The sequence below is a fragment of the Comamonas sp. B21-038 genome (assembly GCF_022387135.1).
In the GTDB taxonomy this organism is placed as follows: Bacteria; Pseudomonadota; Gammaproteobacteria; order Burkholderiales; family Burkholderiaceae_C; genus Comamonas; species Comamonas sediminis.
On sequence record NZ_CP092462.1, the window covers coordinates 1,900,237 to 1,922,637 of the forward strand.

A 22,401-nucleotide genomic window follows, 5' to 3' on the forward strand; every position below is an offset into this window, starting at 1 on the left:
TGACTTTGATGCTGGAGAGGAAACCTACGATGGCTGAACCCCTACTGGTTGCCAAAAATGGCACAACGGAGTGTTTTTTGCTTCCTGGCCTGGCCAATCGACACGGGCTGATCACCGGCGCGACCGGCACCGGCAAGACTGTAACCCTTCAGACATTGGCCGAGGGATTCTCGGGCATTGGCGTGCCGGTGTTCATGGCCGATATCAAGGGTGACTTGACCGGCATCAGCCAGGCGGGCCAGATTGGCGGCAAGCTGGCCGCCACCTTGCAAGACCGTGGTATTGGCCTGCCCACGCCCAAGGCCTGCCCCACCACGTTATGGGATGTGTTTGGCGAGCAAGGCCACCCGGTGCGCGCCACCATATCGGACATGGGCCCGCTGCTGCTGGGCCGCATGCTGGACCTCAATGACACGCAGATGGGCGTGCTCAACCTGGTGTTCAAGATCGCCGATGACAACGGCATGCTGCTGCTCGACCTCAAGGACCTGCGTGCGATGCTGTCTTACGTGGGTGAGAACGCCAAGCAGTTCACCACCGACTACGGCAACATCAGCTCGGCCAGCGTGGGCGCCATCCAGCGCGGCCTGCTGCAGATCGAGCAGCAAGGCGGCAACAGCTTCTTTGGCGAGCCGATGCTCAACATCGACGACATGATGCAGACCGTGGGCACGCAGGGGGTGGTCAACATCCTGGCAGCCGACAAGCTGATGAATTCGCCGCGCCTGTACTCCACCTTCCTGCTGTGGATGCTGTCCGATCTGTACGAGAAGCTCCCGGAAATTGGCGACCCCGACAAGCCCAAGCTGGTGTTCTTCTTTGACGAGGCCCACCTGCTGTTCAATGACGCGCCGAAGGTGCTGCAAGAGCGCATCGAGCTGGTCGTGCGCCTGGTGCGCTCCAAGGGCGTGGGCGTGTATTTCGTCACGCAAAACCCGCTGGACATTCCCGACAGCGTGCTCGCCCAGTTGGGCAACCGCGTGCAGCATGCGCTGCGTGCCTTCACGCCGCGCGACCAGAAAGCCGTCAAGGCCACGGCGACCACGATGCGCGCCAACCCGGGCCTGAACATCGAGACCGCGATCACCGAGCTGGCCGTCGGTGAGGCGCTCGTGAGCTTTCTCGACGAAAAAGGCCGCCCCAGCGTGACCGAGCGCGTCTATGTACTGCCGCCGGGCAGCCAGATTGGCCCCATCAGCACCGAGCAGCGCCAGGCCTTGCTGAAGAACTCGCTGGTCGCGGGCGTCTATGACACGCCGGTGGACCGCGAGTCGGCCTACGAGATCCTGAAGGCTCGCACTGGCCAGGCGACCGCTGCAGCAGGCGGCAAGGCGGGTGCAGGCAGTGCCGCTGCCGAGGATGGCGGCCTGATGGGCAGCATCAACGACATCCTGTTTGGCACCACCGGCCCGCGCGGCGGCAAGAAGGATGGCATTGTGCAGTCGATGGCCAAGTCCACCGCCCGCTCTTTTGGCACCAAGCTGGGCAACCAGATTCTGCGCGGCGTGCTGGGCAGCATCATGGGCGGCAAAAAGTAGCCTGAGGCGCACCGCAAAGAAAAAGCCGGCAATGCCGGCTTTTTTGCGTGTGCGCTGCGCTATCAACTGCGGTCGGTGCGTGCCATATGGTTTTCCAGCGCCCGCAGGCCCAGGGTCAGCATGAAGGTCATCAGCCAGTAGGCCAGCGCAACGGCCAGGTAAGGCTCCCAGTAGCGGCCATAGGCACCGGCCACGGTGCGCGCGGCATAGGCCATCTCGGCCAGGCCAATGGCGGAGACCAGCGAAGTATCCTTGAGCAGCGAGATCATGTTGTTGCCCAGCGGAGGCAGCATGCGGCGGAAAGCCTGCGGAATCACCACATAGCGCATCATCTGGCCATGCGTCATGCCCAGCGACATGCCCGCCTGCTTCTGGCCAATCGCGATCGACTGGATGCCGGCGCGGAACACCTCGGAGATGTAGGCCGCCGAGTTGAGCGTCAACGCCACGACACCGGACATCAGCGCGCCATGGTCCTGCTTGAGCGTGCGGGCCAGGTCACCGCTGATGATCAGCCCGTTGACCGGGTGCACAAACAGCGGCATCACCGCAAAATGCATCAGCAGGATCTGCACGAACAGCGGCGTGCCCCGGAAGAAGCTGACATAGGCCGTCGAGGGCCAGCGCAGCAGGTATTTGCACACCCCCTTCCAGGGCTGATGGCGGGTATCAGCCAGGCGTGCGAGCGCGAGCATCAGGCCCAGCGCGCAACCCATGATCACGCAGGCCACCGTCATGCCGATGGTGACCATCGCGCCCTGCCAAAACATCTGCTTGTATTCCACCAGGATGTCGGGGCGGAACCAGCCGAACCACTCTACGGGGGTGTTGTTGTCCATCAATCAATTCTTTCAAACAAAATGACGGCCAACGGGCCGTCATTGCAGCGGATGTCGCGGCGGCCTTACTGAGGCTTGTAGTCCTGGTTGAACCACTTCTTGTAGATCACGTTGTAGCTGCCATCGGCGCGGATGGCGGCCAGGCCGGCGTTGATCTTCTCCTGCAAGGCCTTGTCGCCCTTGCGCACGACGATGCCGAAATGCTCCTTGGGGAAGCTGGCATCATCCACAGTCTTCAATGCGGGATACTGGGAGACGCGGTAGGCGATGACGCCATTGTCGCCAATGGCGGCATCGACGCCGCCGGCTGCCAACTCGGAGATGATCAGTGGCGTGCTCTCGAAGCGGCGGATATTGGGGCTGGTCTTGCCGACTTCACGGCTCAATACATCGTCGCCAGTCGAGCCGCTGACCACCGAGACCTTCTTGTCCTTGAGGTCCTTGAGCGAAGCCACCGCGCTGTCCTTGGGCACCGCGATCAGCTGGCGGGCGTCAAAGTACGGCTGCGAGAAGTCAAAACTCTGCTTGCGCTTGTCATTGATGGTCACGCCGGAGATGACAAAGTCCACATCGCCATTGTTGAGCGATGCGAAGATGCTGCTGAAAGGCGTGTTGACGATGCGCAGCTTCATGCCTTGCTGCTTGGCAATGGCATTGACGATGTCGATGTCAAAACCGACGATCTGCTTGTCCTTGTTCTCGAATGCAAAGGGTGCGTAGGTGGCGCTGGAGGCCACCACCAGATCACGGCCCTGCGCTTGCGCGGCACCGCCGGCCAACACCGAGACCGCTGCAGCGCCCACGGCCAGCGCAAATTTTTTGTTCCACATACCCCAACCTTTAGCAACATAAGCTCATACAAGCGGCCGATTATACGTAAACGCTTGCAGACAGCGGCGGCGAACGCACGGTGGCCAGCGCGGCTCTGCCGTTGCGCACAAGCGGGGCCGCCAGCATGCCAAGGGGATTGCGCAAGCCGATGCGCTGCGCTGCCCCAGAACGGACCGCCAGAGCGACACGGAATCGCCAAAAAGCCACTACCATGAATCCCTTCGACGCCTCTGCCACCTGACCGACCATGAACGCCTCTGTCCACGCCACCCCCCTCCCCACGTTTGACGATGTGCAAGCGGCTGCCCAGCGCCTGCAAGGCGTTGCCCACCGCACGCCGGTGATGCGCTCATCCACCCTCGACAAATTGACGGGCGCAGAGTTCTTCTTCAAATGCGAGAACTACCAGCGCATGGGTGCCTTCAAGTTCCGGGGCGGCTACAACGCGCTGGCCCGCTTCTCGCCCGAGCAGGCGCAGCGCGGCGCGCTGGCTTTCTCCTCGGGCAACCATGCGCAGGCCATCGCCCTGTCTGCCCGCATTCTGGGCATGCCCGCAGCCATCGTGATGCCCGAAGACGCCCCGGCCGCCAAACTGGATGCGACCCGCGGCTACGGTGCCGAGGTCATCACCTATGACCGCTTTACCGAAGACCGTGAAGCGATCAGCCAGCGCATTGCCCAGGAGCGCGGCATGACGCTGGTGCCCCCCTACAACCATGCCGATGTGATCGCCGGCCAAGGCACCAGCGCGATGGAGCTGTTCCAGGACGTGCCCCAGCTCGACTACCTGTTTGTCTGCCTGGGGGGTGGCGGCCTGCTGTCGGGCTGCCTGCTGTCGGCCAAGGCCATGGCGCCCCAGTGCAAGGTCTACGGCGTCGAGCCAGAGGCCGGCAACGATGCCCAGCAATCGCTGCGCAAGGGCGAGATCGTCAAGATCGCCACACCCCGCACCATTGCCGATGGCGCACAGACCCAGGCACTGGGCGATCTGACCTATGCCATCATCCGCCGCGATGTGACCGACATCGTCACCGCCAGCGACCCGCAGCTGGTGGACAGCATGCGTTTTTATGCCGAGCGCATGAAGATGGTGGTCGAGCCCACCGGCGCGCTGAGCCTGGCAGGCGCACGCTTTGGGGGTGTCGATCTGCAGGGCGCCCGCGTTGGCGTGCTGATCAGCGGCGGCAATGTGGACCTGGGCCGCTACGCGCAATTGCTGGGGACTGCATGAGGGGCCATGCATCACGCAAAAGCCTCACCATTCGGTAAATATATTCGCAGGCCGCGCACGCCTTCGGGCCTGCGCTGCTACCATTGCGGCCAAAAATGACATTGGCAACTACCATGAGCACCGTTCACCTCATCGACCACCCGCTGGTCCAGCACAAACTCACGTTGATGCGCCGCAAGGAAGCATCCACCAACAGCTTCCGCCGCATGCTCGGCGAGCTGTCCACCCTGATGGCCTACGAGATCACGCGCGACTTCCCGCTGCAGGACCTCGAGATCGAGACGCCGATGGAAAAGATGGTCGGCAAGGTCATCGACGGCAAGAAACTGGCGCTGGTCTCCATCCTGCGCGCCGGCAATGGCTTTCTCGACGGCATGCTCAACGTGGTGCCCGGCGCCCGCATTGGCCACATCGGCCTGTACCGTGACCCTGAAACCCTGCAGCCGGTCGAGTACTACTTCAAGATGCCCGACAACATGGGCGAGCGCGATGTGATCGTCGTGGACCCGATGCTGGCCACCGGCAACTCGGCCGCCGCCGCCGTGCAGCAACTCAAGGACAAGTGCCAGCCCAAGTCGATCAAGTTCATGTGCCTGCTGGCCGCGCCTGAAGGCATCAAGACCATGCAGGCCGCCCACCCCGATGTGGACATCTACACGGCTGCTGTGGACCGCCAGCTCAACGACCACGGCTACATCCTGCCGGGCCTGGGCGACGCGGGCGACCGCATCTTCGGCACCAAGTAAGCCCAGCCCCCTTGGCATGCCCACCACGCGCTGGGCATGCCAGACGCCGCAGCCTGCCCGCCAGTGTCTGCGCGTAAGACAAAATCTCACATACAGCGCACGGCGACTTTGGTTAAATGGCGTCCAGAGCATCTCCGTCTGGAGGCCCCACCATGAGCTACCACTTGCTGGTTTTTGCGCCCGCCGCTGCACCCCGGGAACCCGCGGCCTTTGGGCTCTGGTTCCAGGCGCAGACCGAATGGCCAGAGCACCATGACTACGAGGACCCAGCGGTTGCCACGTTGTCGCTCAAGGCCTGGTGCCTGGACATGATGCAGCGCTTTCCGCCGCGCAGTGGCCCCTACCGCGAAGAACTTCCCCCCGAAGACAAGAGTCTGCTGGCCGACTACAGCATTGGCCGCAATATTGTTTTTGTCGCGGTGCAGCCAGCGCAAGCCGGTGCCGCGCTGGAGGCGGCCCGGGAGTTGGCCGCTCAGCACTGCGTCGGTTTGTACGAGGCCAGTGCATCACCGGCGGCTGTGCGCCTGCCCGATGGCAACAATGGCCTGCAGGCGGCGTTTGACTCCAGGCCGGTGATGGGCTGAGCCACCGCTGGCCTCACTCGCCGTCGCGGGCCTTGAGCACCATACTGTTGCCCGAGATACTGACATCAAAATAGCGCAGAAAATTCTGGCCCAGCAGCGCATCGCGTGCGCTCTCTCCGGTGTAGCCCGTGCCCACCCGCAAGCCATTGACGGCCAGCGGCCCCACCTCAATCCGCTCGGCCCGGCTCATCATGCCCTGGCGCACGCCATTGGCGGTCTGAAAGCTGATGGGCACGCCCTCGCCCAGGTTGGCACGTTCGGCGACCGCATCAGTGATGCTGATCAGGCTGGCGCCCGTATCCACCATGAACTGCACCGGCACCCCGTTGACCGAGCCCGCCACACGGAAATGGCCATCGCGGTCGCGGGGAATCTCCAGCACGCCATGGGCCATGACCTTGCCCTCGCTGGGCTTGCGATAGACCTCGGTGACGAGGTAGATGGCGAACATCACCCCGATCCAGATGGCCAGCAGCATCCAGGTGGTGCGGCGGTTGGCTTCAGGCGGGGTGCGCTGCGGCCCCGGGGACCCTGTGGGCACGGGTGCACCGGTCCAGGATGGTGGCAGAGCGGCGCCTGCGGACTGAGCAGCGGCAGAAGAATCGGGGCGTCGGGTGCGTAATCGGCTCATGGATCAGGGTTTTTCGCCTACGCAAGCAAACTGTGCGGCGGCCGGGGACAAAGCATAAATCATACTGGCATGGACCAGGCCACGCTGCTGCACTGTGCGCTGGCGCTTGCAGCGCTTTATTCGTCGCAGGCCACTGCCGCCAGGCGGACAGGCCCAGCGCCTCGGGCGGGTGCCGTCTGGGTTAGGATGGCCGCCAGTTACCACCCTGCCCAGTTTTTCATGACCATCGACCGCCGCCACCTGCTGCACTCCCTCGCGGGCTTTGCCGCAGCCACCGTCCTGCCAGCGGGCTGGACCAGCGCCCATGCTGCCCCGACCCATTGGCCCAGCAAACCCCTGCGTTTTATCGTTGGCTACCCGGCCGGCTCCTCGCCCGACATGCAGGCGCGCATGATCGCGCAGCCGCTGGCACAGATCCTGGGCCAGCCGGTGGTGGTCGACAACCGGCCCGGTGCCAGCGGCAATATCGGTGCGGACCAGGTGGCCCGCGCGACCGACGACCACAGCTTTGGCATTGTCGGCAACGGCCCGCTGACCTCATCGCAGGCGCTATATGCCAAGCTGCCCTACGACCCGGTGAAGGATTTTGCGCCGCTGGCCCTGGTGGGCGTCTCGCCCCTGGCCTGGGTGGTGCCCGCCAGCGCCGGCGCACAGACCGACAAGGCGCTCGCCAGCCTGCGCCAAAAGGGCAATGCGGCCAGCTACGGCTCCACGGGCCTGGGCTCCGGCGGCCATCTGGGCATGGAGCTGCTGAAGGACGCGCTGCACTTCGATGCCGTGCATATCCCGTTTACCGGCGCTCCCGGTGTCGTCTCCGCACTGATGGGTGGCCAGCTCGATTGCGCGCTGCTGCCCATCTCGTCGGTGCTGCCGCTGGTGCAAAGCGGCAAGCTGGCGGCGCTGGCCGTCACCTCGGCCCAGCGCACGCAACTGATGCCGCAGACGCCCTCGATGCGCGAGATCGGTGCCCAGGATGTGAATATCGAAGTCTGGAACGCGCTGATGGCCCCGGCCAGCATGCCTGCCGCCATCCGCACCCCGTTGAGCGATGCCCTGCTGAAGGTGCTCAATACCGCCGATATCCGCGATCAGCTGCTGCGCCAGGCCTGGACCCTGGACGATGCATCGCCCACCGCACTGCAAACCCGCATCAGCAGTGACCGCAAGATGTACAACGCCTTGATCGCGAAAAAGAAGCTGCAACTGGAGTGATTTCCACGCTGCGCCAACAACCAGGGCCCTCGCAGGGCAATGCCAGTCAGTTAAGCCCTGACTGGCATTTTCTTTGGTGGGTACTTGCCGCGTGTAGAGCGCTTGACTTCACGAGGAAAGCTGCGGCCGTGCCTGCGTGGCGGCAGCACGAAGTGCCGGGCCTCGTCCATCAGCCATTGCAGGTGTTGAGGGACCACACCCACACGGGCTAGGTGCACGCTGCGCAGTGCGCCCACGATGGCGTGGCGCGCCGTGTGAAAGCTGATGCGCACGGGCTCCACTTGCACATGCTGGGCCATCAGCCGCATGCACCGGCGCAGCAACGTGTGGGCGATCAAGACGCCCCAGACCTCCTGCATGACCAACTCGGGCTGGCGGCTGCGCAGCACGCTATGGCCTTGCTGCAGTGATTGCTTGATCTCCCGAAACCCCAGCTCGATCTCCCAGCGCTGGCGGTACAACTGCGCCAACTGTGGTGCTGCGAACCTTTGGGCATCGAGCATGGAGGTGATGAAACGCCTGGGCTTGCCATCGACCTGCGTCTGGATCATCCGGGCCTGCCAGTGGCTAGGCAGTTCCGCGCGCAGTTGCCTGGCCCGCTGCGAGACGGGCATGCGGATCAGCCAGTCGTCCTCTCCCAGCGTCTGCACCACCTCATGGCGCAGGTTGTCCCGCGCGCGCATGAGCCAATGGCGCTCTGCGCCGCCTTGCTGCCAGTCCAGCAGAAAAGCCGAGGAGAAGTAGGCCCGGTCGAACAGCGTGATCGAGTGGTCCAGCCCGCGCAAACCTGCAGCCAGCGTCAGCTCGCCACAACTGTAATCGCCCAGCTTGGCGTCGAGCAGCTCGTGGCTGTCGGTGTCCAGCAAGCACACGGCTCGCACCATGGGCCAGGGCTGCGGGCCGTACTGCGTCTGGCCACTGCCCAGCACCTGGCGGTTGTCCGTGCTGTCCGGGGCTGACCAGACCACGCCATCGACTGCCAACACCCGCAACGTCTCCTCGTGCACCGGGTGGACCCGTCCCCAGGCCTGGGTGAGCAGTCCGAACAGATGCTCCAGCGGCTCAGCACCCAGTCTCTGACGGGCCTGCACACTGGCGCTGGGGACGGGCAGCTCTTTGCCCTCCAGCGTCAGTGCCATCTCCTGCACAACTTGCCACAGAGGCATCTGACGGAACAGGGCCAGCCCGATCACCAGCCACACCGCGTGTTCGGCCGGCAGCTTGCGACGCCGGATGGACGCTTTACCGGTGGCACATAGAGCTTGTTCGATCCAGGCTGGATCAATCAACGCGCTCAACTCGGACACGCCGCCAGCAGGCAGGTCGGCCAAGGTCTCATTCAGGGTGGTTTGCAGCAGGCCGGCCAAAAGAAAAAGGGAACGCGTTGAACACGTTCCCTTTGTAGCCGCTATTAGCCTCGCCTGAGCTTAACTGATTGGCATTGCCCTCGCAGGGCCCTTTTCTGTGCATCCAACGGTTTTAGCGGCGAACCTGCAAGGCACCCGGATTGACGATGTTCGACGGCCGGCCCTTGATGAAGTTGACCACGTTGTCAAAGGCCACGCCGAAGTACTGCTCGTAGCTGTCCTGCTCGACATAGCCGATATGGGGGGTGCAAATGCAGTTCTCCAGCCGCAGCAACGCATGGCCCTGCAGGATTGGCTCGCTCTCGAACACATCCACCGCCGCAATACCGGGGCGTCCCCGGTTGAGCGCCGCAATCAGCGCATCGGGCTGCACAAGCTCGGCCCGAGAGGTGTTGACGAAAGTGGCCGACGGCTTCATCTGTGCCAAATCCTCAAAACTGATGCAGCCCTTGGTCTGTTCGCTCAGGCGCAAGTGCACGGTCAGCATATCGCTGTTGGCAAAGAAGAACTGCTTGCTCGACGCCACCTTGTGGCCGTCCGACAGCGCCTTGGCACGCGAGGCATCGCTGCCCCAGACCAGCACATCCATGCCAAAGGCCTTGCCAAAACCGGCAACCAGCTGGCCAATGCGGCCGTAACCCCAAATGCCCAAGGTGCGGCCGCGCAAAACCGTACCCAGGCCAAAATTGGGCGGCATGTTGGCCGCCTTGAAACCCGACTGCTGCCAGGCGCCATGCTTGAGGTTGGAGATGTACTGCGGCAGCCGGCGCGCAGCGGCCATGATCAACGCCCAGGTCAGCTCGGCAGGCGCGACCGGCGACCCCACACCCTCGGCCACTGCCACGCCGCGCTCGGTGCAGGCTGTCAAATCCACATGGGAGCCGATGCGCCCCGTCTGGGCAATCAGCTTGAGCCGGGGGAGCTTGTCGAGCAGCAGGCGGTTGATATGTGTGCGCTCGCGGATCAGCACGATGATGTCCGCATCCTTGAGGCGCACCGACAACTGGCCCAAGCCCTTGACGGTGTTGGTATAGACCTTGGCCGAATAGGCGTCGAGAACAGACGCGCACTGCAGTTTGCGCACCGCATCTTGATAATCGTCCAAGATCACAATATTCATAGGAAGGACCATTCTCGTTGTATGCCCGCCAGGCGGCCTTGCCCCACGCATGCCACCTGTACCCACCAGCCCGCCGGCAGCGGAAATCAGCAGGAAACCGATTTCCAAGCACAGGCCAGCCCCGCATCAGCTATGAACATCATAGCACTGAATAATTCTGCGTCTTAGTCAGGCAATCGGGCAAGCAGCCAAGACCCTGCTCTGCAGCGGCTGGGCAACACAGTGGGCCTGCCGTCGCAGGATCGCGGCCCGCCATGCTCCAACATCCTCCGGGCTTGTCATCGCCCAGGCCCTCTACCGCGTTAGGTAGGCGGTGTCCGACATCGCCAAACTGTTGCTTTCCACGCAAAAGATGATGCCAGACACCCAGCAGCCCTAGCGTTGGCACTGGTCAAGCGCTATAACAATTGCTTATCTCTTAGTTTTGTCGGTCGATACCACTATGACGAATTTGGTCGCCTCCTCCCGCAGCCGTTGCCCGCAACAAATGTTCGCGCAAACCATGCAGGAGTGGGGAGGAGCGGATGACCTCTGGGTTTTTGCCTACGGCTCGCTGATCTGGCGCCCGGAGTTTGAATTTCTGGAATGCCGCCACGCCAGGGTCTTTGGCTGGCACCGCGCGCTCAAGATGTGGAGCCACATCAACCGCGGCACGCCGGAATGCCCTGGCCTGGTGTTTGGCATGTTCTCGGGCGGCAGCTGCCGGGGTATGGCGTTTCGCATTGCCCGCCAGCATGTGCCGGAAATGATGCCACGGCTGTGGCAGCGCGAGATGGCGACCGATTCCTATGACCCCAAGTGGCTCGACTGCCAGACCGACGACGGCCCCGTCAAAGCGCTGGCTTTCACGTTGTCCAAGTCCAGCCCGCGCTGCACCGGCACCTTGAGCGAAGAGGACTACCGCCGCATCTTTGCCCAGTCCTGCGGTATCTACGGCACGACCTTGGACTATGCCGAGTCCACCTATACGGCCCTCAAAAACCGAGGCATTCAGGACCGGGCGCTGGAGCGGCTGCTGCGACTGTCCGCTTCGCGCTCCGGCGCAGGCCAGGACGTTCGAGGCCAGCAACGCCTCAACGCCGAGCGCTCTGCCGCCTGACCTCCCAGCGACCGCTGCACCCCTGGTGCCTGGCGTTAGGGTACTTGGCGTTCCGGCGCCCCACCATCAGACGCAGAAAAACAAACACCCCGCCTTCCCTGAGCCAGACGGCATCGGAAGCGAGGTGCATGTTGAGGCGGGTGGACAGTCTTTCGACCATCCAAGGGGGGCACGGAAGGCTCCGCGTCCTATTCGCAAGTAACGGCTCCATCAAGGAGCCGTTTACTGGGGTGGCTTGCCGAGTTCAGCATCACGGCAAGCACGATAAAGAGTTACTGGCGCCAGTGCTTAGCGCTTGCGATCACGTTCGTCTTCTGGCCAGATGCTGAAAACATTTGCGGTGGTCATGTGAACAATCTCCTAAAGATGGTTGTTCAACGCCGGGGCCTACGACGCCGTTGACAACAGGCTCCACAAATTTGAATGTTTACGCACTGTTTACCTTCCAATATTTAACCCATGAAAAACAACAATGAAAAATGTATCAAAAGTTTGATTCAGGCTGCATTTTCATAGATTTATTGATATTTATCATGAACTTAAATCGCAAACATAGAAAGTAACTTAAATTAACAGCAACGCCCTTCAATGCGCGTTAAATATTGCATTTCGTCGTAATATCGACATGTTTTAGGTCATTTCGATTTTAAATCATCGATTATTTCGCCATTTCGACATAAATACGGACGAAAAATCGACTGCACCGCCACCCTCACCGCTGCTTACAGAAGCGCTGCCGAGCGCATGCATTCAACGCACAATCACCTGCTTTTGCGGGTTCCAGCCATGGTTCAGCGGGCCATGGCCCTGGCCGGTATGCACGTCGGCACCCGACGCGATGGCGCCCAGGATGTACTGCCGCGCCAAGCTGACGGCCTGCGGCAGTGGCTGCCCCAGGGCCAGTTGGCAGGCAATGGCCGATGACAAGGTGCATCCGGTGCCATGGCCGTTATGGGTGTGGATGCGGGTGGAAGCCAGACGAAGGCGCTCGCCGTCGGCCGTGGCCAGCAGGTCCACGACCTCATCGCCGGGCAAATGGCCGCCTTTGATCAGCACCGCCTTGGCGCCCAGGGCCAGCAAGTCCTGCGCGGCCTGCTCCAGCTGATCGGCGTGTTCCAGGCGGCGCCCCAGCAGCAAACCCGCCTCGTCCAGGTTGGGGGTGATGAGCGCGGCGCGGGGAAACAGCTCCCGCACCAGTTCACCTACCGTTGCCTCGGCAATCAGCCGATCTCCGCTGGTAGCGACCATCACCGGATCCAGCACCACATGGGGCAAGGCATAGCGGTCAATCCCAGCGGCAACGACGGCCACAATTTCGGGCGCGTGCAGCATGCCGATCTTGACCGCATCGCAGCCAATGTCCTCGAGCACGGCGTCCAGTTGCTCCTGCAGGAAAGCCGGCGGCACGCCATGGATGGAGCGCACGCCCTGCGTGTTTTGCGCCGTCAGCGCCGTGATCGCGGTCATGCCAAAGCAGCCCAGCGCCGACATGGTCTTCAGATCCGCCTGGATACCGGCCCCGCCGCCGCTGTCGGAACCCGCAATCGACAGCACCCGTGCATAGCGCGGCAAGGAGACGGGAGAAGAAGGATTCAGTGAGGCCATGGCAGCAGTCCAAAAACAATGCCGGGCAACACTGGCCCGGCCTGGGCAAAATTATCCACGATTGTGACGACGGCTTGACGCAGCCCCATGCCCCCAGCGCAGCGCTGTGTTGTAATGCAGCCTGAGACGAAACAGGGGTGTCCCTGCAGCAGTTTGGCTGCAGCGCGACTGAGATTAGACCCTGGAGCGAGCCACCATGGCAGCGCTCCGCAACCCGATCCAGGTCATGCTGGCGTGGGGAGTTTTCGGCAGCTGCGCGCACTGTTTTGTCTACTGCCAAGCACAAAACATGTCCTCTCACCCATTCATTTCTCCCCAAGCCCGTATCACCATCCTCGGCGGTGGCCTGCTGGGCCGGCTGATGGCGCTGGAGCTGTCGGGCCGGGGATTCTCCATCGATCTGTACGACCGGGGCGGCCCAGAAGCCGAGCACGCCGCAGCGCGCGTGGCCGCCGCCATGTTGGCGCCGCTGGCCGAATCGGCCGTGACCGAGCATGGCGTGGTGCGCATGGGCCAGTACGGGCTACAGCGCTGGCCGGAGCTGCTTGCGCAATTGGATGCCCCCGTGTTTTTGCAGCAGGCCGGCACCATGGTGGTCTGGCACCGCCAGGACGCCCCCGAAGCCCAGCGCTTCCATGGCATCCTGCAGCGCACCCAGGCGGCCATCCCCGAGCTGCCGCCTTTGCAAAGCCTGGGAGGCCCCCAGATCGCCGCGCTGGAGCCAGCGCTGGCGGGGCATTTCCAGGCCGCCTACTACCTGCCAGGCGAGGGCCAGCTGGACAACCGCCAGCTGCTGGCCGCGTTGGTGCCTGCACTGCAGGCGCGGGGCGTGCGCCTGCACTGGCAGCAAGCGCGCGAGTTGGATGACTTTGCGCCCGGCACGCAGGGCCAACCCGACCTGCTGATCGACACGCGTGGCCTGGGTGCCAAACCGCAGTGGAGCCAGTTGCGCGGCGTGCGCGGCGAAGTGCTGCGCGTGCATGCCCCTGAAGTGCAACTGCGCCGCCCCACGCGCCTGATGCATCCGCGCTACCCGATCTATATTGCACCCAAGCAGGACCACCATTTCGTCATCGGCGCGACGGAGATCGAGTCCGACGACATGTCGCCGGCCAGCGTGCGCTCGGCCATGGAGCTGCTCAGCGCAGCCTACACCGTGCACAGCGGCTTTGCCGAGGCGCGCATCCTGGAGATCAACACCCAGTGCCGCCCGACTTTGCCCGATAATCTGCCAGCCATCCGCCAGGTACGCCCCCGGGTGCTGGAGATCAATGGCCTGTACCGGCATGGCTTCATGATCTCGCCCGCCGTGCTGGACTGCGCGGTCGAGCTGCTGCTGACCGGCCAGTCCCCTCTGGCCACGCGTTTTGACATGGATGTGCGCCTGCTCGCGGCCGCCTGATGGACCGCAGCCCTATGATGAGCCTTGAACGATGACGATACAGATTCTCTTGAACAACCAGGCCACGGCCTTGCCCGAAGGCGCCACCATTGCCGTGGCGCTGGCCCAGCTGCAGCCGCGCCCGCCGTTTGCGGTCGCCGTCAATACCGAATTCGTGCCCAAGGGCCAGTACGACAGCCGCCAGCTGCACGCAGGCGACAAACTGGAAGTCATCTCGCCGGTCACCGGCGGTTAGGCTGCCCAGCGCCCTCCGCGCGGGCCGACACCTTCCGCGCCCCTGTACCGCATTTACCAAGGCCTTTGCCATGAACGCCCTTTCCTCTTCCGACGACGCGCTGGTGCTGTATGGCCAGCGTTTTCAAAGCCGCTTGCTGCTGGGCACCTCGCGCTATCCATCGCCTGCCGTGCTGGAAGCGGCCGTCGCCCGCGCCCAGCCGGCCATGGTGACCGCATCGCTGCGCCGCCAGGGCAGCAATGCCGCCGAGACCGGCAGTGACTTCTGGGCGCTGCTCAAGCGTCTGAATGTGCCGGTGCTGCCCAACACCGCCGGATGCATGCGCCTGCAGGAAGCCATCACCACGGCCCAGATGGCGCGCGAGGTGTTCGAGACGCCCTGGATCAAGCTGGAACTGATTGGCGACGACTACACCCTGCAACCCGACACCCTGAACCTGGTCGAGGCCGCATCCATCCTGATCAAGGACGGTTTCCAGGTGCTGCCCTACTGCACCGAAGACCTGGTGCTCTGCCAGCGCCTGGTCGATGTGGGCTGCCAGGCCGTGATGCCCTGGGCCGCGCCGATCGGCACCGGCCGTGGCCCCGTCAACCCCTATGCGATGCAAACCTTGCGCGAGCGCCTGGATGTGCCGCTGATCTGCGATGCAGGCCTGGGGCTGCCCAGCCATGCCTGCCAGGTCATGGAATGGGGTTTTGACGGCGTGCTGCTGAACACGGCCGTCGCCTTGTCGCAAGACCCGGTCGCGATGGCCGGCGCCTTTGCCGATGCCACCGCCGCCGGCCACGCCGCCTACCGCGCCGGCGCGATGCAGGCGCAGGACATGGCCCAACCCAGCACGCCGGTGCTGGGCACGCCGTTCTGGCACCAGAGCCACTGAGAGACCGAGCCTATGCACGCTACCCCCATCGCCACCCAGATCGCGCAGGCCATTACCGCCGCCCACCAGGCCGCGTTTGCCAGCTTTCCGCCCCAACCTGCCCCTGCGCTGCCCGCAGACCGCCAGCAGGATGCCGTTTATGCCGGCGCCCTGGCCGCTTGCAGCACGCTGGGCTTTATCGCTATTGATGCCGAATGCCTGGCCAGCGCCTGGAGCGCGCAGAGCGCACGCACTGGCCGGTTCGACGCGCAGGCCTGGCCCACGCAAGCTGCCGATTTTGGCCTGGTGACCGGCGGCGGCCCCCAGGCCTTTGCGGCCTGTCCCCAGCAGTTGGGCCTGTATGCGGTACTGCCAACGGCCGAATGGGTCGGCCGCATGGCCCGCGCCGGCGTGCCCACCGTGCAGCTGCGCTTCAAGTCCGACGATGCCCAGGCCATTGATGCAGAAATCGCAGCTGCTGTCGCCGCAGTGGCGGGGACTGGCGCCCTGCTCTTTATCAACGACCACTGGCGCCAGGCCATTGCCGCTGGCAGCTATGGCGTGCATCTGGGCCAGGAAGACCTGGATGCGCTGAGCGCCGCCGAGCTGGCTGAACTACGTGCCAGCGGCGTGCGCCTGGGTGTCAGCACCCATGGCTATGCCGAAATGGTGCGTGCCAGCCAGGCGCAGCCCAGCTATATCGCGATGGGAGCGGTCTTCCCGACAACCCTGAAGAAAATGGCCACCGTTCCGCAAGGCCTGGCGCGCCTGGAGCGCTATGCCGCGTTGACGCGCAGCTACCCCCAGGTCGCCATTGGCGGCATCTCGGCAGCGGAGTTTCCGCAGGTGCGCGAGAGCGGCGTGGGATCGATCGCCGTGGTGCGTGCCATCGTCAACGCGGACGACCCGGAGGCGGCTGCCGCCGACTTGATGGCGCTGATGGGTTAATCCCCTAACCCGCTACACCACGTAGAGCAGCACAGCATCACGCCGCTGGGCCGCTGCCTGCCAGAAGCTGCGCAGCGCGGCCTGCCGGCGCACCCAGTGGCGCAGCGCGTCGATATCAGCCGGCGCTCCATCCTGCGCCTTTTGCCAGGCATGCATGCGCTGCACCAGTTCGCTGGCGCTGATCGCCGCCAAGCCTTGCGCGCTGTCGTTCACCATATCGGCCGGCCAGGCCCAGCAATGCTGAGCCAAGGTGCCTTCCACCGCCACGCCGGGTTCGATCTCGCGCAGGCGTTGCATGTCTTGCTGCCACCAGCTGCCCTGGTCCAGCACGGCCAGCGGCCCGCCTTGTTCAGCACTGCGCTGCAGGTAGTCATCCATCGCCGAAGGCTCGACCAGCAAAGCCCGCAAGCCATGGCGCGGCATCGCATAAAAAAGCCCTTGCACGCTCATGCGGCCTCCCCCCTGATGGATGTTTTCAGCTGCATCAGATGAGCGCTGTTGTCGGGGTCACAGATCTGCACCAGCAACAGTGCTTTTTTCAGCGCGCTGCGGCGCGCGTCGGTCTGCCCGTGGGCCGCCAGAAAATCTGCAAACACCTCATAGGCGCGCGCAGCCGCCAACGAATAGCCCCGGCAACTGCGCTGCTGTATGCGCAAGGCCTGCTGCACCAGCGCTTTGACCCGCGTGGGCTGGTGGCGGATGGCAAAGGCTGCGTAGTCGGCCAGCATGAACGACACCGCCTCCGGATCGGGCATGTGCTGGCCTTGTTGGTCCAGCCGGTCGAGGCTGTCCAGGTACAGCGCCAGCCGCTGCCAGCATTGCAGGGCCTGTGCCGTCTCACCCAGCGCCGCATGGGTGCTGGCCAGGCGCTGCAACAGCATGCACAGTCCCAAGGCCTGCGCGGCGGCGTTGCCACTGCTGCGCAGATCCACCAGCGCCAGCGCTTGTGCATAGTGCCCATTGGCCCGGCGGTGTTCCCCCTGGGCCAGGTACAGATCGCCCAGCTGTTGCAACGCGCTGCGCTGCATCGGCGCGGGCACGCCCCCACCGTCACGCAGGGACAGCGCCAGTACCGCCTGGCCATGCACACGTTGGCGCTCTGCATCGCCCAGGTGCTGGGCGATCTCCATCGCATGCAGGTGGTGCTGTGCCAGGTCGTGCACATCCCCGTCCTGGCCCGCTTGGCGCATCGCAATGGTCTGTTCACACCAGGTAAGCGCTTGGGCCCAGTCCTGTGATTGCATCAGCAGCGGATACTGTCCCGGCTGCAGCGCCGGCAGCGTAGCGCCCCCCGGCGCCGTCTGGGGTGAGCGCAGGCGCTGCAACAGCACCTGGGCCTGTTGCACGGGCTGCGCCAGCTCGGCAAAGGCAGCGCCCAGGTGCACACCCATTTGCAGCTTTTTGCGCGCCGCATCCAGTTGCCCTGTTTGGTAGAAAGTCATCCCCTGCAGCAGATAGGCCATCGCCAGGTGCGGGTCGCTTTGGGGTTTGCGGCTGCGCTGTGCCAGGTATCTGACCAGTGTGTCCGCCTCCGCGTGGGCAGTCTGCACATCCTGGCTTGCCAGCGCATCGCCAATATGCTTTTGCGCCATCTGGATGGCCAAGGACTTCTTGTCAATCTGCGGATCGGCGGCGGGTTTGGGTGGCGGATCAGCCGGTAGAGCGGCGGCTATAGAAGGCTGGGCCACCGAGACGGGTATAGGCGCAGCGGCCACCTGTGCCTTGGCTGCAGGCATCGATGCCTGCTCATCCAGCTGCGACTGGGCAAAGGCCGACAAGCGCGAGTCCATGTCTTCTTCGACCCGAAAATAGTCGAACAGCCAGAAGCCATCGCGCAGCAGCCAAAAGACAATCGGGCCCAGCAGATAAGGCGCGTAGCGTGCAGCTGGTCCACCCCATAGCCACAGCGCCGCGCACAGCAGGGACAAGGCCAGCTGCGCGACGGCGCTTGCATGGCGCCCCAAATAAAAGCGGTGGGCGCCCAGCCAGCCCACCGCCAACAACAGGCCCAAGGCCCATCGCGGATTCTTCTCTCCCATCCCTCTTCCCTTGTGCTTTGTTGGCTCTGCACTTTACGACCGGGACTTGCACCGTGTTGGCGCCTCCCGGGGCGGCCTGTATCGCGGGAAGTATAGCAACCGCTATCGGCCACGCGAGGGCTGCCGGTGCGCGCGGGCGCTATGGCTGGGGCACTGCAGTGGCCAAGAGAGCATTTCGGGCCTGCCGCCCAGCATGCATAGGCGTGCAGCGCAGACGCCAATCGCGGCAAAGACTCTGCGTGAAGCCGACCGGCACCGCCAAGGGGGCACCGGCGTTGCCCTGTCACATACTTGCCGATGCGGTGGCTTCGGCGTGGCGTTCCGGCTTGGTGCGGGCGGCCTGCATCACCTCGTGCGGTGGCAGATGCTTCATGCGGTGGTCGCTCCAGACCTGGCGCCAGCGGCGCGCACCGGGCATACCCTGTCGCAGGCCCAGCATATGGCGTGCGATGGCGTACCAGTGCGTGCCATGCTCGGCCGCCTCGCGCTCCATGTAGCGCACCATCTCCTCTTCCACCGATTCGCGGCTGATGCCGTTGTCGGGTTCGGCGCCATAGAACTGCGCATCCCAGGTCGCTAGCCACCAGGGGTTGTGGTAGGCCTCACGCCCCACCATCACGCCGTCAACCTGCTCCAGCTGTGCCAGCACCGTGGCGTCATCGGCAATGCCGCCGTTGATGGCGATGGTCAGATGCGGGAAATCCTTTTTCAGCTGCGCCACCACGTCATAACGCAGCGGTGGGATCTCGCGGTTCTCCTTGGGCGAGAGCCCCTTGAGCCAGGCATTGCGGGCATGCACGACGAACACCTCGCAACCCGCATCGGCGACCGTTCCGATGAAGTCGCGCACAAAGTCATAGCTTTCGTTCTTGTCGATGCCAATGCGGTGCTTCACCGTCACGGGGATGTCCACCACGTCCCGCATGGCCTTGACGCCATCGGCGACCAGCTCCTTCTCGTTCATCAGGCAGGCGCCAAAGGCTCCGCGCTGCACGCGTTCGCTGGGGCAGCCGCAGTTCAGGTTGACCTCGTCATAGCCCCAATCCTGCGCCAGTTGGGCGCACTGGGCCAGGTCCGCCGGCTCACTGCCGCCCAGTTGCAACGCGACCGGGTGCTCCTGCGCAGAAAAGCGCAGATGCCGCGCCACATCCCCATGGATCAGCGCGCCCGTGGTCACCATCTCGGTATAGAGCAAGGTCTGGCGGGTCAGCAGACGGTGAAAATAGCGGCAATGGCGGTCAGTCCAGTCCATCATCGGCGCGACGGACATGCGCCCTGGCCAATGAAGAGGCGTTTTCCCTATGGAAACCAACGATTTTTCGACTGTCTGATTCGATGCCATTTGATCTAATTTCATGCCATTTTTAGCACTTCGGTGCTACATTCGGTGCAACAATTTTTCAATGTTGCACCGAGACTATGGGAACCATAATTCGCCGTGAGCGCAAAGACGGAAGCGTGGGCTACACCGCCCAAGTCCGCGTCAAAAAGGGTGGCAAGGTAGTTCACGCTGAGACCCAGACCTTCGATCGTGAAGCAGCGGCCAAAACCTGGATCAAAAAGCGCGAGACAGAGCTTGCGGAACCCGGCGCCCTTGATAAACCTGAAGACCCAATCCTATCTGTCGTCATCCAGAAGTACCTGGAGGATAAGCTCAAGCCACACGGGAAGACCAAGGATCAGGTTTTGCGCACAATTGCCAACTCTTGGCTAGGTGACACACATTGCTCCCAGATCGACAGTGCGATGGTTATCAAGTACCTAGAGGGCCTAACCAGTCAGCCTCAAACCCGAGGCAACTACCTTTCCCACCTTTCAGCCATTTTCACTGTAGCCCGGCCTGCTTGGGGCTACCCCCTCGACAAGCAAGCTTGTGAAGACTCACGCGTAGTGGCTGAAAAGCTTGGGCTAATTTCCAGGTCAAAGCAGCGCACACGCCGCCCAACTCTTGAGGAGTTGAACAAGCTCATGACCTACTACTCGGTCTATGAACGGAAGCGGGAGGATTCTATCCCCATGACCTACATCATACTGTTCAGCCTATTCTCCACGCGCCGTCAGGAAGAAACCTGCCGCATCTTGAGCGAGGATGTGAATGTAGAAAGCTCTGAGGTTATCGTTCGCGACATGAAAAACCCGGGTGAAAAGATAGGCAATGATGTCACCACCCTCCTCCCGCCTGAAGCGCTCAAGCTTATCCAGAACCGCAAAGTAGCCAAGGGTCGCATCTGGCCCTACAACGCTGAGTCTGTCAGCACCAGCTTTACTCGAGCATGCAAGCTCCTCGGAATTGAGGATCTGCATTTCCATGACCTTCGACATGAAGGAATCAGCCGGCTGTTTGAGATGGGCTGGAACATTCCGCATGTTGCGCAAGTCTCAGGGCATCGTTCTTGGCAGAGCCTGCAGCGCTACACCCAGTTCAAAAAGGTTGGAGATAGATACGAAAACTGGGAATGGAAGACTAAGCTCTTGGCTGGGTAGACTTTTAGCCCGGTCGAACATGGGGGTACGGCGCCCGCTTGACCTCCCTGTACTTGGCTGAAAGCCAGGGCGACATCTCCCCCAAGATCTCTTGCATCTCCCTGAGATTGGTGCCGCACATCCACGTCTGAGGCCAGCGTTGAAGCTCCCCCTCATCAAACTCTAAACCTCGAAGCAAGAGAGTGCCTGACTGGCGTTGACGCCATACCTCGACACGCTCTAGCCCATGAATGATGAGCCGCATTGGCTCATTGCGATCGACTAGCCAAGTTTGGAAGCTGCCATCTGTCATTGGGGTGCTGAGCAGCATTCCTGTGGACTTAGCTCGCCGAGCCAATATTTCGGCTGGTAGATAGACCCCGTTGAAGCGCAACCGAAGCACATAGGCATCACATCCAACCCGCCGTTTGCCCTCCAGATCTAGCTCAGTGCCAGGTGTGGCCATGCCCAGGTATAGACCCGGCAAATTTTCACCCGCGAATTTCCTGACAGCTTCCATTGCTTGCTCCATTTACTGTATAAATATACAGTCTTTTGGAGGTGTCTATGGTTCAATCAAGATACTGGCGGTGGCATGTAAGGAGCGACCAGGGGTGGTCACAGACCACTGAACACGAGCGATGGGATGGGATCAAGGAGGACTTTCCTGAGGCCATGCCTGTCTTGGGCACTATGATCTTGCATGGCACGCCTCTGTCGTCTGATGCGGCAGCCTTCTATGAAAGCTTGGAACCAGATGTCCCTTTCTGAACGCCGTGGTGTCGTCATTGGTCTTTGGCGAGCTTGGCGCCAAAACATGCGCGACCTCAGTGATGGATGGTTCCCGTACTACGACACCGGCAAACAGGTGCACTTGTTCTATGAGTACCTTCAGGCCAGCCACCCTCACCTACTCGACATGCCAAGGCAGGCATACCCAACGATTCATCAGTGGATTGCTGAGGATATCGAAAGCTAGGCCGGCCCTGCCGCGAACACTTCGACCGGTGCAAGCCTCAGCAGCGCCTGCGCGTCCTTGATCGACCCTTCCAGCCATTGGTCCACGTCGCCCAGCTCAATAGGGATCACGCTTCGCTTGTCCTGCTTGTCAGCTGCGAGCTTCGGGTCTGGCTTGTGCATGCGGTTCATCAGCGGGTGCTCATCTGCATTGAGCGTGAGCATGGTGTAGCTCTCTATGAGCTCGCCGGTTGCTGGATCCTTCCAGGTATTCCACAGCCCCGCCAGGCCCCACGGGTCGCCGTCGGCCCGGGCAAACCTCCACCACACGTTTTTCCCGCTCTCCCAGTTGGGCTCATCAAAAGTCGTCGCCGGGATGATGCAGCGCTGGCCGCGCTTCCATGGGTCTTTGAAGCTGGCTTTGTCCGCCACCTCCTCGGCCCGGGCATTGTTGGTGCTGTACTTGATGTCCGGCGTCTCGCTGAACCAGGGGATGAGACCCCAGCGCCCCACTATCAGCTCCTTGCTGTACCCGTGATCATCCACGGCGCGCCGAATGAATCCTCCTGGCGAGCGCCGGAACACGTCGCGGGCACCCAGGCCCAGTTGCCGGGGGTTCAGCCGCCAGTACTGCTGGATGTAGCCCTCGTCTGGGGAGTGGTAGCGATTGCACATTGTTCGCCTTCAAGTGACTT

The 22,401-nt window shown here is 62.9% G+C and carries 22 protein-coding genes; 12 read left to right on the top strand and 10 right to left on the bottom strand.

Annotation, left to right across the window (positions count from 1 at the left end; all coding sequences use genetic code 11):
- The first annotated feature begins 29 nt into the window (after positions 1 to 29).
- The gene (locus tag MJ205_RS08560) at positions 30 to 1,538 is read left to right on the top strand and encodes a helicase HerA-like C-terminal domain-containing protein (RefSeq protein ID WP_239812057.1); all 1,509 of its coding nucleotides are present in this window, start codon (positions 30 to 32) and stop codon (positions 1,536 to 1,538) included.
- 62 nt (positions 1,539 to 1,600) lie between these two features.
- Here the strand turns inward: MJ205_RS08560 and MJ205_RS08565 are convergent, their stop codons facing one another.
- Entirely contained in the window at positions 1,601 to 2,377 is a 777-nt protein-coding gene (locus MJ205_RS08565; RefSeq protein WP_239812058.1) for an amino acid ABC transporter permease, read from the bottom strand.
- Between the two features lie 65 nt (positions 2,378 to 2,442).
- Positions 2,443 to 3,207, bottom strand: a complete 765-nt coding sequence (locus MJ205_RS08570) for a basic amino acid ABC transporter substrate-binding protein (RefSeq protein WP_239812059.1) — start codon at positions 3,205 to 3,207, stop codon at positions 2,443 to 2,445.
- Positions 3,208 to 3,455: 248 nt separating this feature from the next.
- On the opposite strand from MJ205_RS08570, the gene MJ205_RS08575 reads away from it, so the two are divergent.
- The 3 genes from MJ205_RS08575 to MJ205_RS08585 all read left to right on the top strand — a co-directional run bounded on the left by MJ205_RS08575 (position 3,456) and on the right by MJ205_RS08585 (position 5,769).
- Positions 3,456 to 4,439, top strand: coding sequence for a threo-3-hydroxy-L-aspartate ammonia-lyase (locus MJ205_RS08575; RefSeq protein WP_239812060.1), 984 nt, complete (start codon positions 3,456 to 3,458; stop codon positions 4,437 to 4,439).
- A 113-nt stretch (positions 4,440 to 4,552) separates the two neighbouring features.
- The gene (gene upp, locus MJ205_RS08580) at positions 4,553 to 5,185 is read left to right on the top strand and encodes a uracil phosphoribosyltransferase (protein ID WP_021028434.1); all 633 of its coding nucleotides are present in this window, start codon (positions 4,553 to 4,555) and stop codon (positions 5,183 to 5,185) included.
- A 152-nt stretch (positions 5,186 to 5,337) separates the two neighbouring features.
- On the top strand, positions 5,338 to 5,769 hold the full coding sequence (locus MJ205_RS08585) for a hypothetical protein (protein ID WP_239812061.1): 432 nt from the start codon (positions 5,338 to 5,340) through the stop codon (positions 5,767 to 5,769).
- A gap of 13 nt (positions 5,770 to 5,782) precedes the next feature.
- Here MJ205_RS08585 and MJ205_RS08590 read toward each other — a convergent pair whose 3' ends face one another.
- Positions 5,783 to 6,310 carry a retropepsin-like aspartic protease family protein gene (locus MJ205_RS08590; RefSeq protein ID WP_239812062.1) on the bottom strand — a complete coding sequence of 176 codons (528 nt, stop codon included), beginning with the start codon at positions 6,308 to 6,310 and terminating at the stop codon, positions 5,783 to 5,785.
- 309 nt (positions 6,311 to 6,619) lie between these two features.
- On the opposite strand from MJ205_RS08590, the gene MJ205_RS08595 reads away from it, so the two are divergent.
- Complete coding sequence (locus MJ205_RS08595; protein WP_239812063.1) at positions 6,620 to 7,612, top strand: Bug family tripartite tricarboxylate transporter substrate binding protein; 993 nt, start codon at positions 6,620 to 6,622, stop codon at positions 7,610 to 7,612.
- 50 nt (positions 7,613 to 7,662) lie between these two features.
- On the opposite strand, the gene MJ205_RS08600 is transcribed toward MJ205_RS08595, so the two are convergent.
- On the bottom strand, positions 7,663 to 8,943 hold the full coding sequence (locus tag MJ205_RS08600) for an IS4 family transposase (RefSeq protein ID WP_239811420.1): 1,281 nt from the start codon (positions 8,941 to 8,943) through the stop codon (positions 7,663 to 7,665).
- Positions 8,944 to 9,091: 148 nt separating this feature from the next.
- Positions 9,092 to 10,099, bottom strand: coding sequence for a D-2-hydroxyacid dehydrogenase family protein (locus MJ205_RS08605; protein ID WP_239812064.1), 1,008 nt, complete (start codon positions 10,097 to 10,099; stop codon positions 9,092 to 9,094).
- A 442-nt stretch (positions 10,100 to 10,541) separates the two neighbouring features.
- On the opposite strand from MJ205_RS08605, the gene MJ205_RS08610 reads away from it, so the two are divergent.
- On the top strand, positions 10,542 to 11,198 hold the full coding sequence (locus tag MJ205_RS08610; protein ID WP_239812065.1) for a gamma-glutamylcyclotransferase: 657 nt from the start codon (positions 10,542 to 10,544) through the stop codon (positions 11,196 to 11,198).
- A gap of 750 nt (positions 11,199 to 11,948) precedes the next feature.
- Here MJ205_RS08610 and thiD read toward each other — a convergent pair.
- Positions 11,949 to 12,803 carry a bifunctional hydroxymethylpyrimidine kinase/phosphomethylpyrimidine kinase gene (gene thiD / locus MJ205_RS08615; RefSeq protein WP_239812066.1) on the bottom strand — a complete coding sequence of 285 codons (855 nt, stop codon included), beginning with the start codon at positions 12,801 to 12,803 and terminating at the stop codon, positions 11,949 to 11,951.
- A 289-nt stretch (positions 12,804 to 13,092) separates the two neighbouring features.
- On the opposite strand from thiD, the gene MJ205_RS08620 reads away from it, so the two are divergent.
- From MJ205_RS08620 to MJ205_RS08635, 4 genes are all read left to right on the top strand, one after another.
- Entirely contained in the window at positions 13,093 to 14,205 is a 1,113-nt protein-coding gene (locus MJ205_RS08620; RefSeq protein WP_239812067.1) for an FAD-dependent oxidoreductase, read from the top strand.
- A gap of 37 nt (positions 14,206 to 14,242) precedes the next feature.
- The gene (thiS, locus tag MJ205_RS08625; RefSeq protein WP_133857360.1) at positions 14,243 to 14,440 is read left to right on the top strand and encodes a sulfur carrier protein ThiS; all 198 of its coding nucleotides are present in this window, start codon (positions 14,243 to 14,245) and stop codon (positions 14,438 to 14,440) included.
- 70 nt (positions 14,441 to 14,510) lie between these two features.
- Entirely contained in the window at positions 14,511 to 15,320 is an 810-nt protein-coding gene (locus MJ205_RS08630) for a thiazole synthase (RefSeq protein ID WP_239812068.1), read from the top strand.
- A 12-nt stretch (positions 15,321 to 15,332) separates the two neighbouring features.
- A complete protein-coding gene (locus MJ205_RS08635) occupies positions 15,333 to 16,247 on the top strand; it encodes a thiamine phosphate synthase (RefSeq protein WP_239812069.1) in 915 nt (304 codons plus the stop codon).
- A 12-nt stretch (positions 16,248 to 16,259) separates the two neighbouring features.
- Here MJ205_RS08635 and MJ205_RS08640 read toward each other — a convergent pair whose 3' ends face one another.
- From MJ205_RS08640 to dusA, 3 genes are all read right to left on the bottom strand, one after another.
- On the bottom strand, positions 16,260 to 16,697 hold the full coding sequence (locus MJ205_RS08640) for a YfbM family protein (protein WP_239812070.1): 438 nt from the start codon (positions 16,695 to 16,697) through the stop codon (positions 16,260 to 16,262).
- A complete protein-coding gene (locus tag MJ205_RS08645; protein ID WP_239812071.1) occupies positions 16,694 to 18,286 on the bottom strand; it encodes a TM2 domain-containing protein in 1,593 nt (530 codons plus the stop codon). Before MJ205_RS08645 ends, MJ205_RS08640 begins: the two co-directional genes overlap by 4 nt.
- Before the next feature lie 283 nt (positions 18,287 to 18,569).
- On the bottom strand, positions 18,570 to 19,628 hold the full coding sequence (gene dusA / locus MJ205_RS08650) for a tRNA dihydrouridine(20/20a) synthase DusA (protein ID WP_256460971.1): 1,059 nt from the start codon (positions 19,626 to 19,628) through the stop codon (positions 18,570 to 18,572).
- A gap of 116 nt (positions 19,629 to 19,744) precedes the next feature.
- Here dusA and MJ205_RS08655 point away from each other — a divergent pair, with 116 nt between their 5' ends.
- Both MJ205_RS08655 and MJ205_RS08660 read left to right on the top strand, forming a co-directional pair.
- On the top strand, positions 19,745 to 20,770 hold the full coding sequence (locus tag MJ205_RS08655; RefSeq protein ID WP_239812073.1) for a site-specific integrase: 1,026 nt from the start codon (positions 19,745 to 19,747) through the stop codon (positions 20,768 to 20,770).
- Positions 20,771 to 21,488: 718 nt separating this feature from the next.
- On the top strand, positions 21,489 to 21,728 hold the full coding sequence (locus tag MJ205_RS08660; RefSeq protein WP_239812074.1) for a hypothetical protein: 240 nt from the start codon (positions 21,489 to 21,491) through the stop codon (positions 21,726 to 21,728).
- Here MJ205_RS08660 and MJ205_RS08665 read toward each other — a convergent pair.
- Positions 21,725 to 22,381 carry an SOS response-associated peptidase gene (locus tag MJ205_RS08665; protein WP_239812075.1) on the bottom strand — a complete coding sequence of 219 codons (657 nt, stop codon included), beginning with the start codon at positions 22,379 to 22,381 and terminating at the stop codon, positions 21,725 to 21,727. The genes MJ205_RS08660 and MJ205_RS08665 overlap by 4 nt on opposite strands.
- Between the last annotated feature and the right edge of the window lie 20 nt (positions 22,382 to 22,401).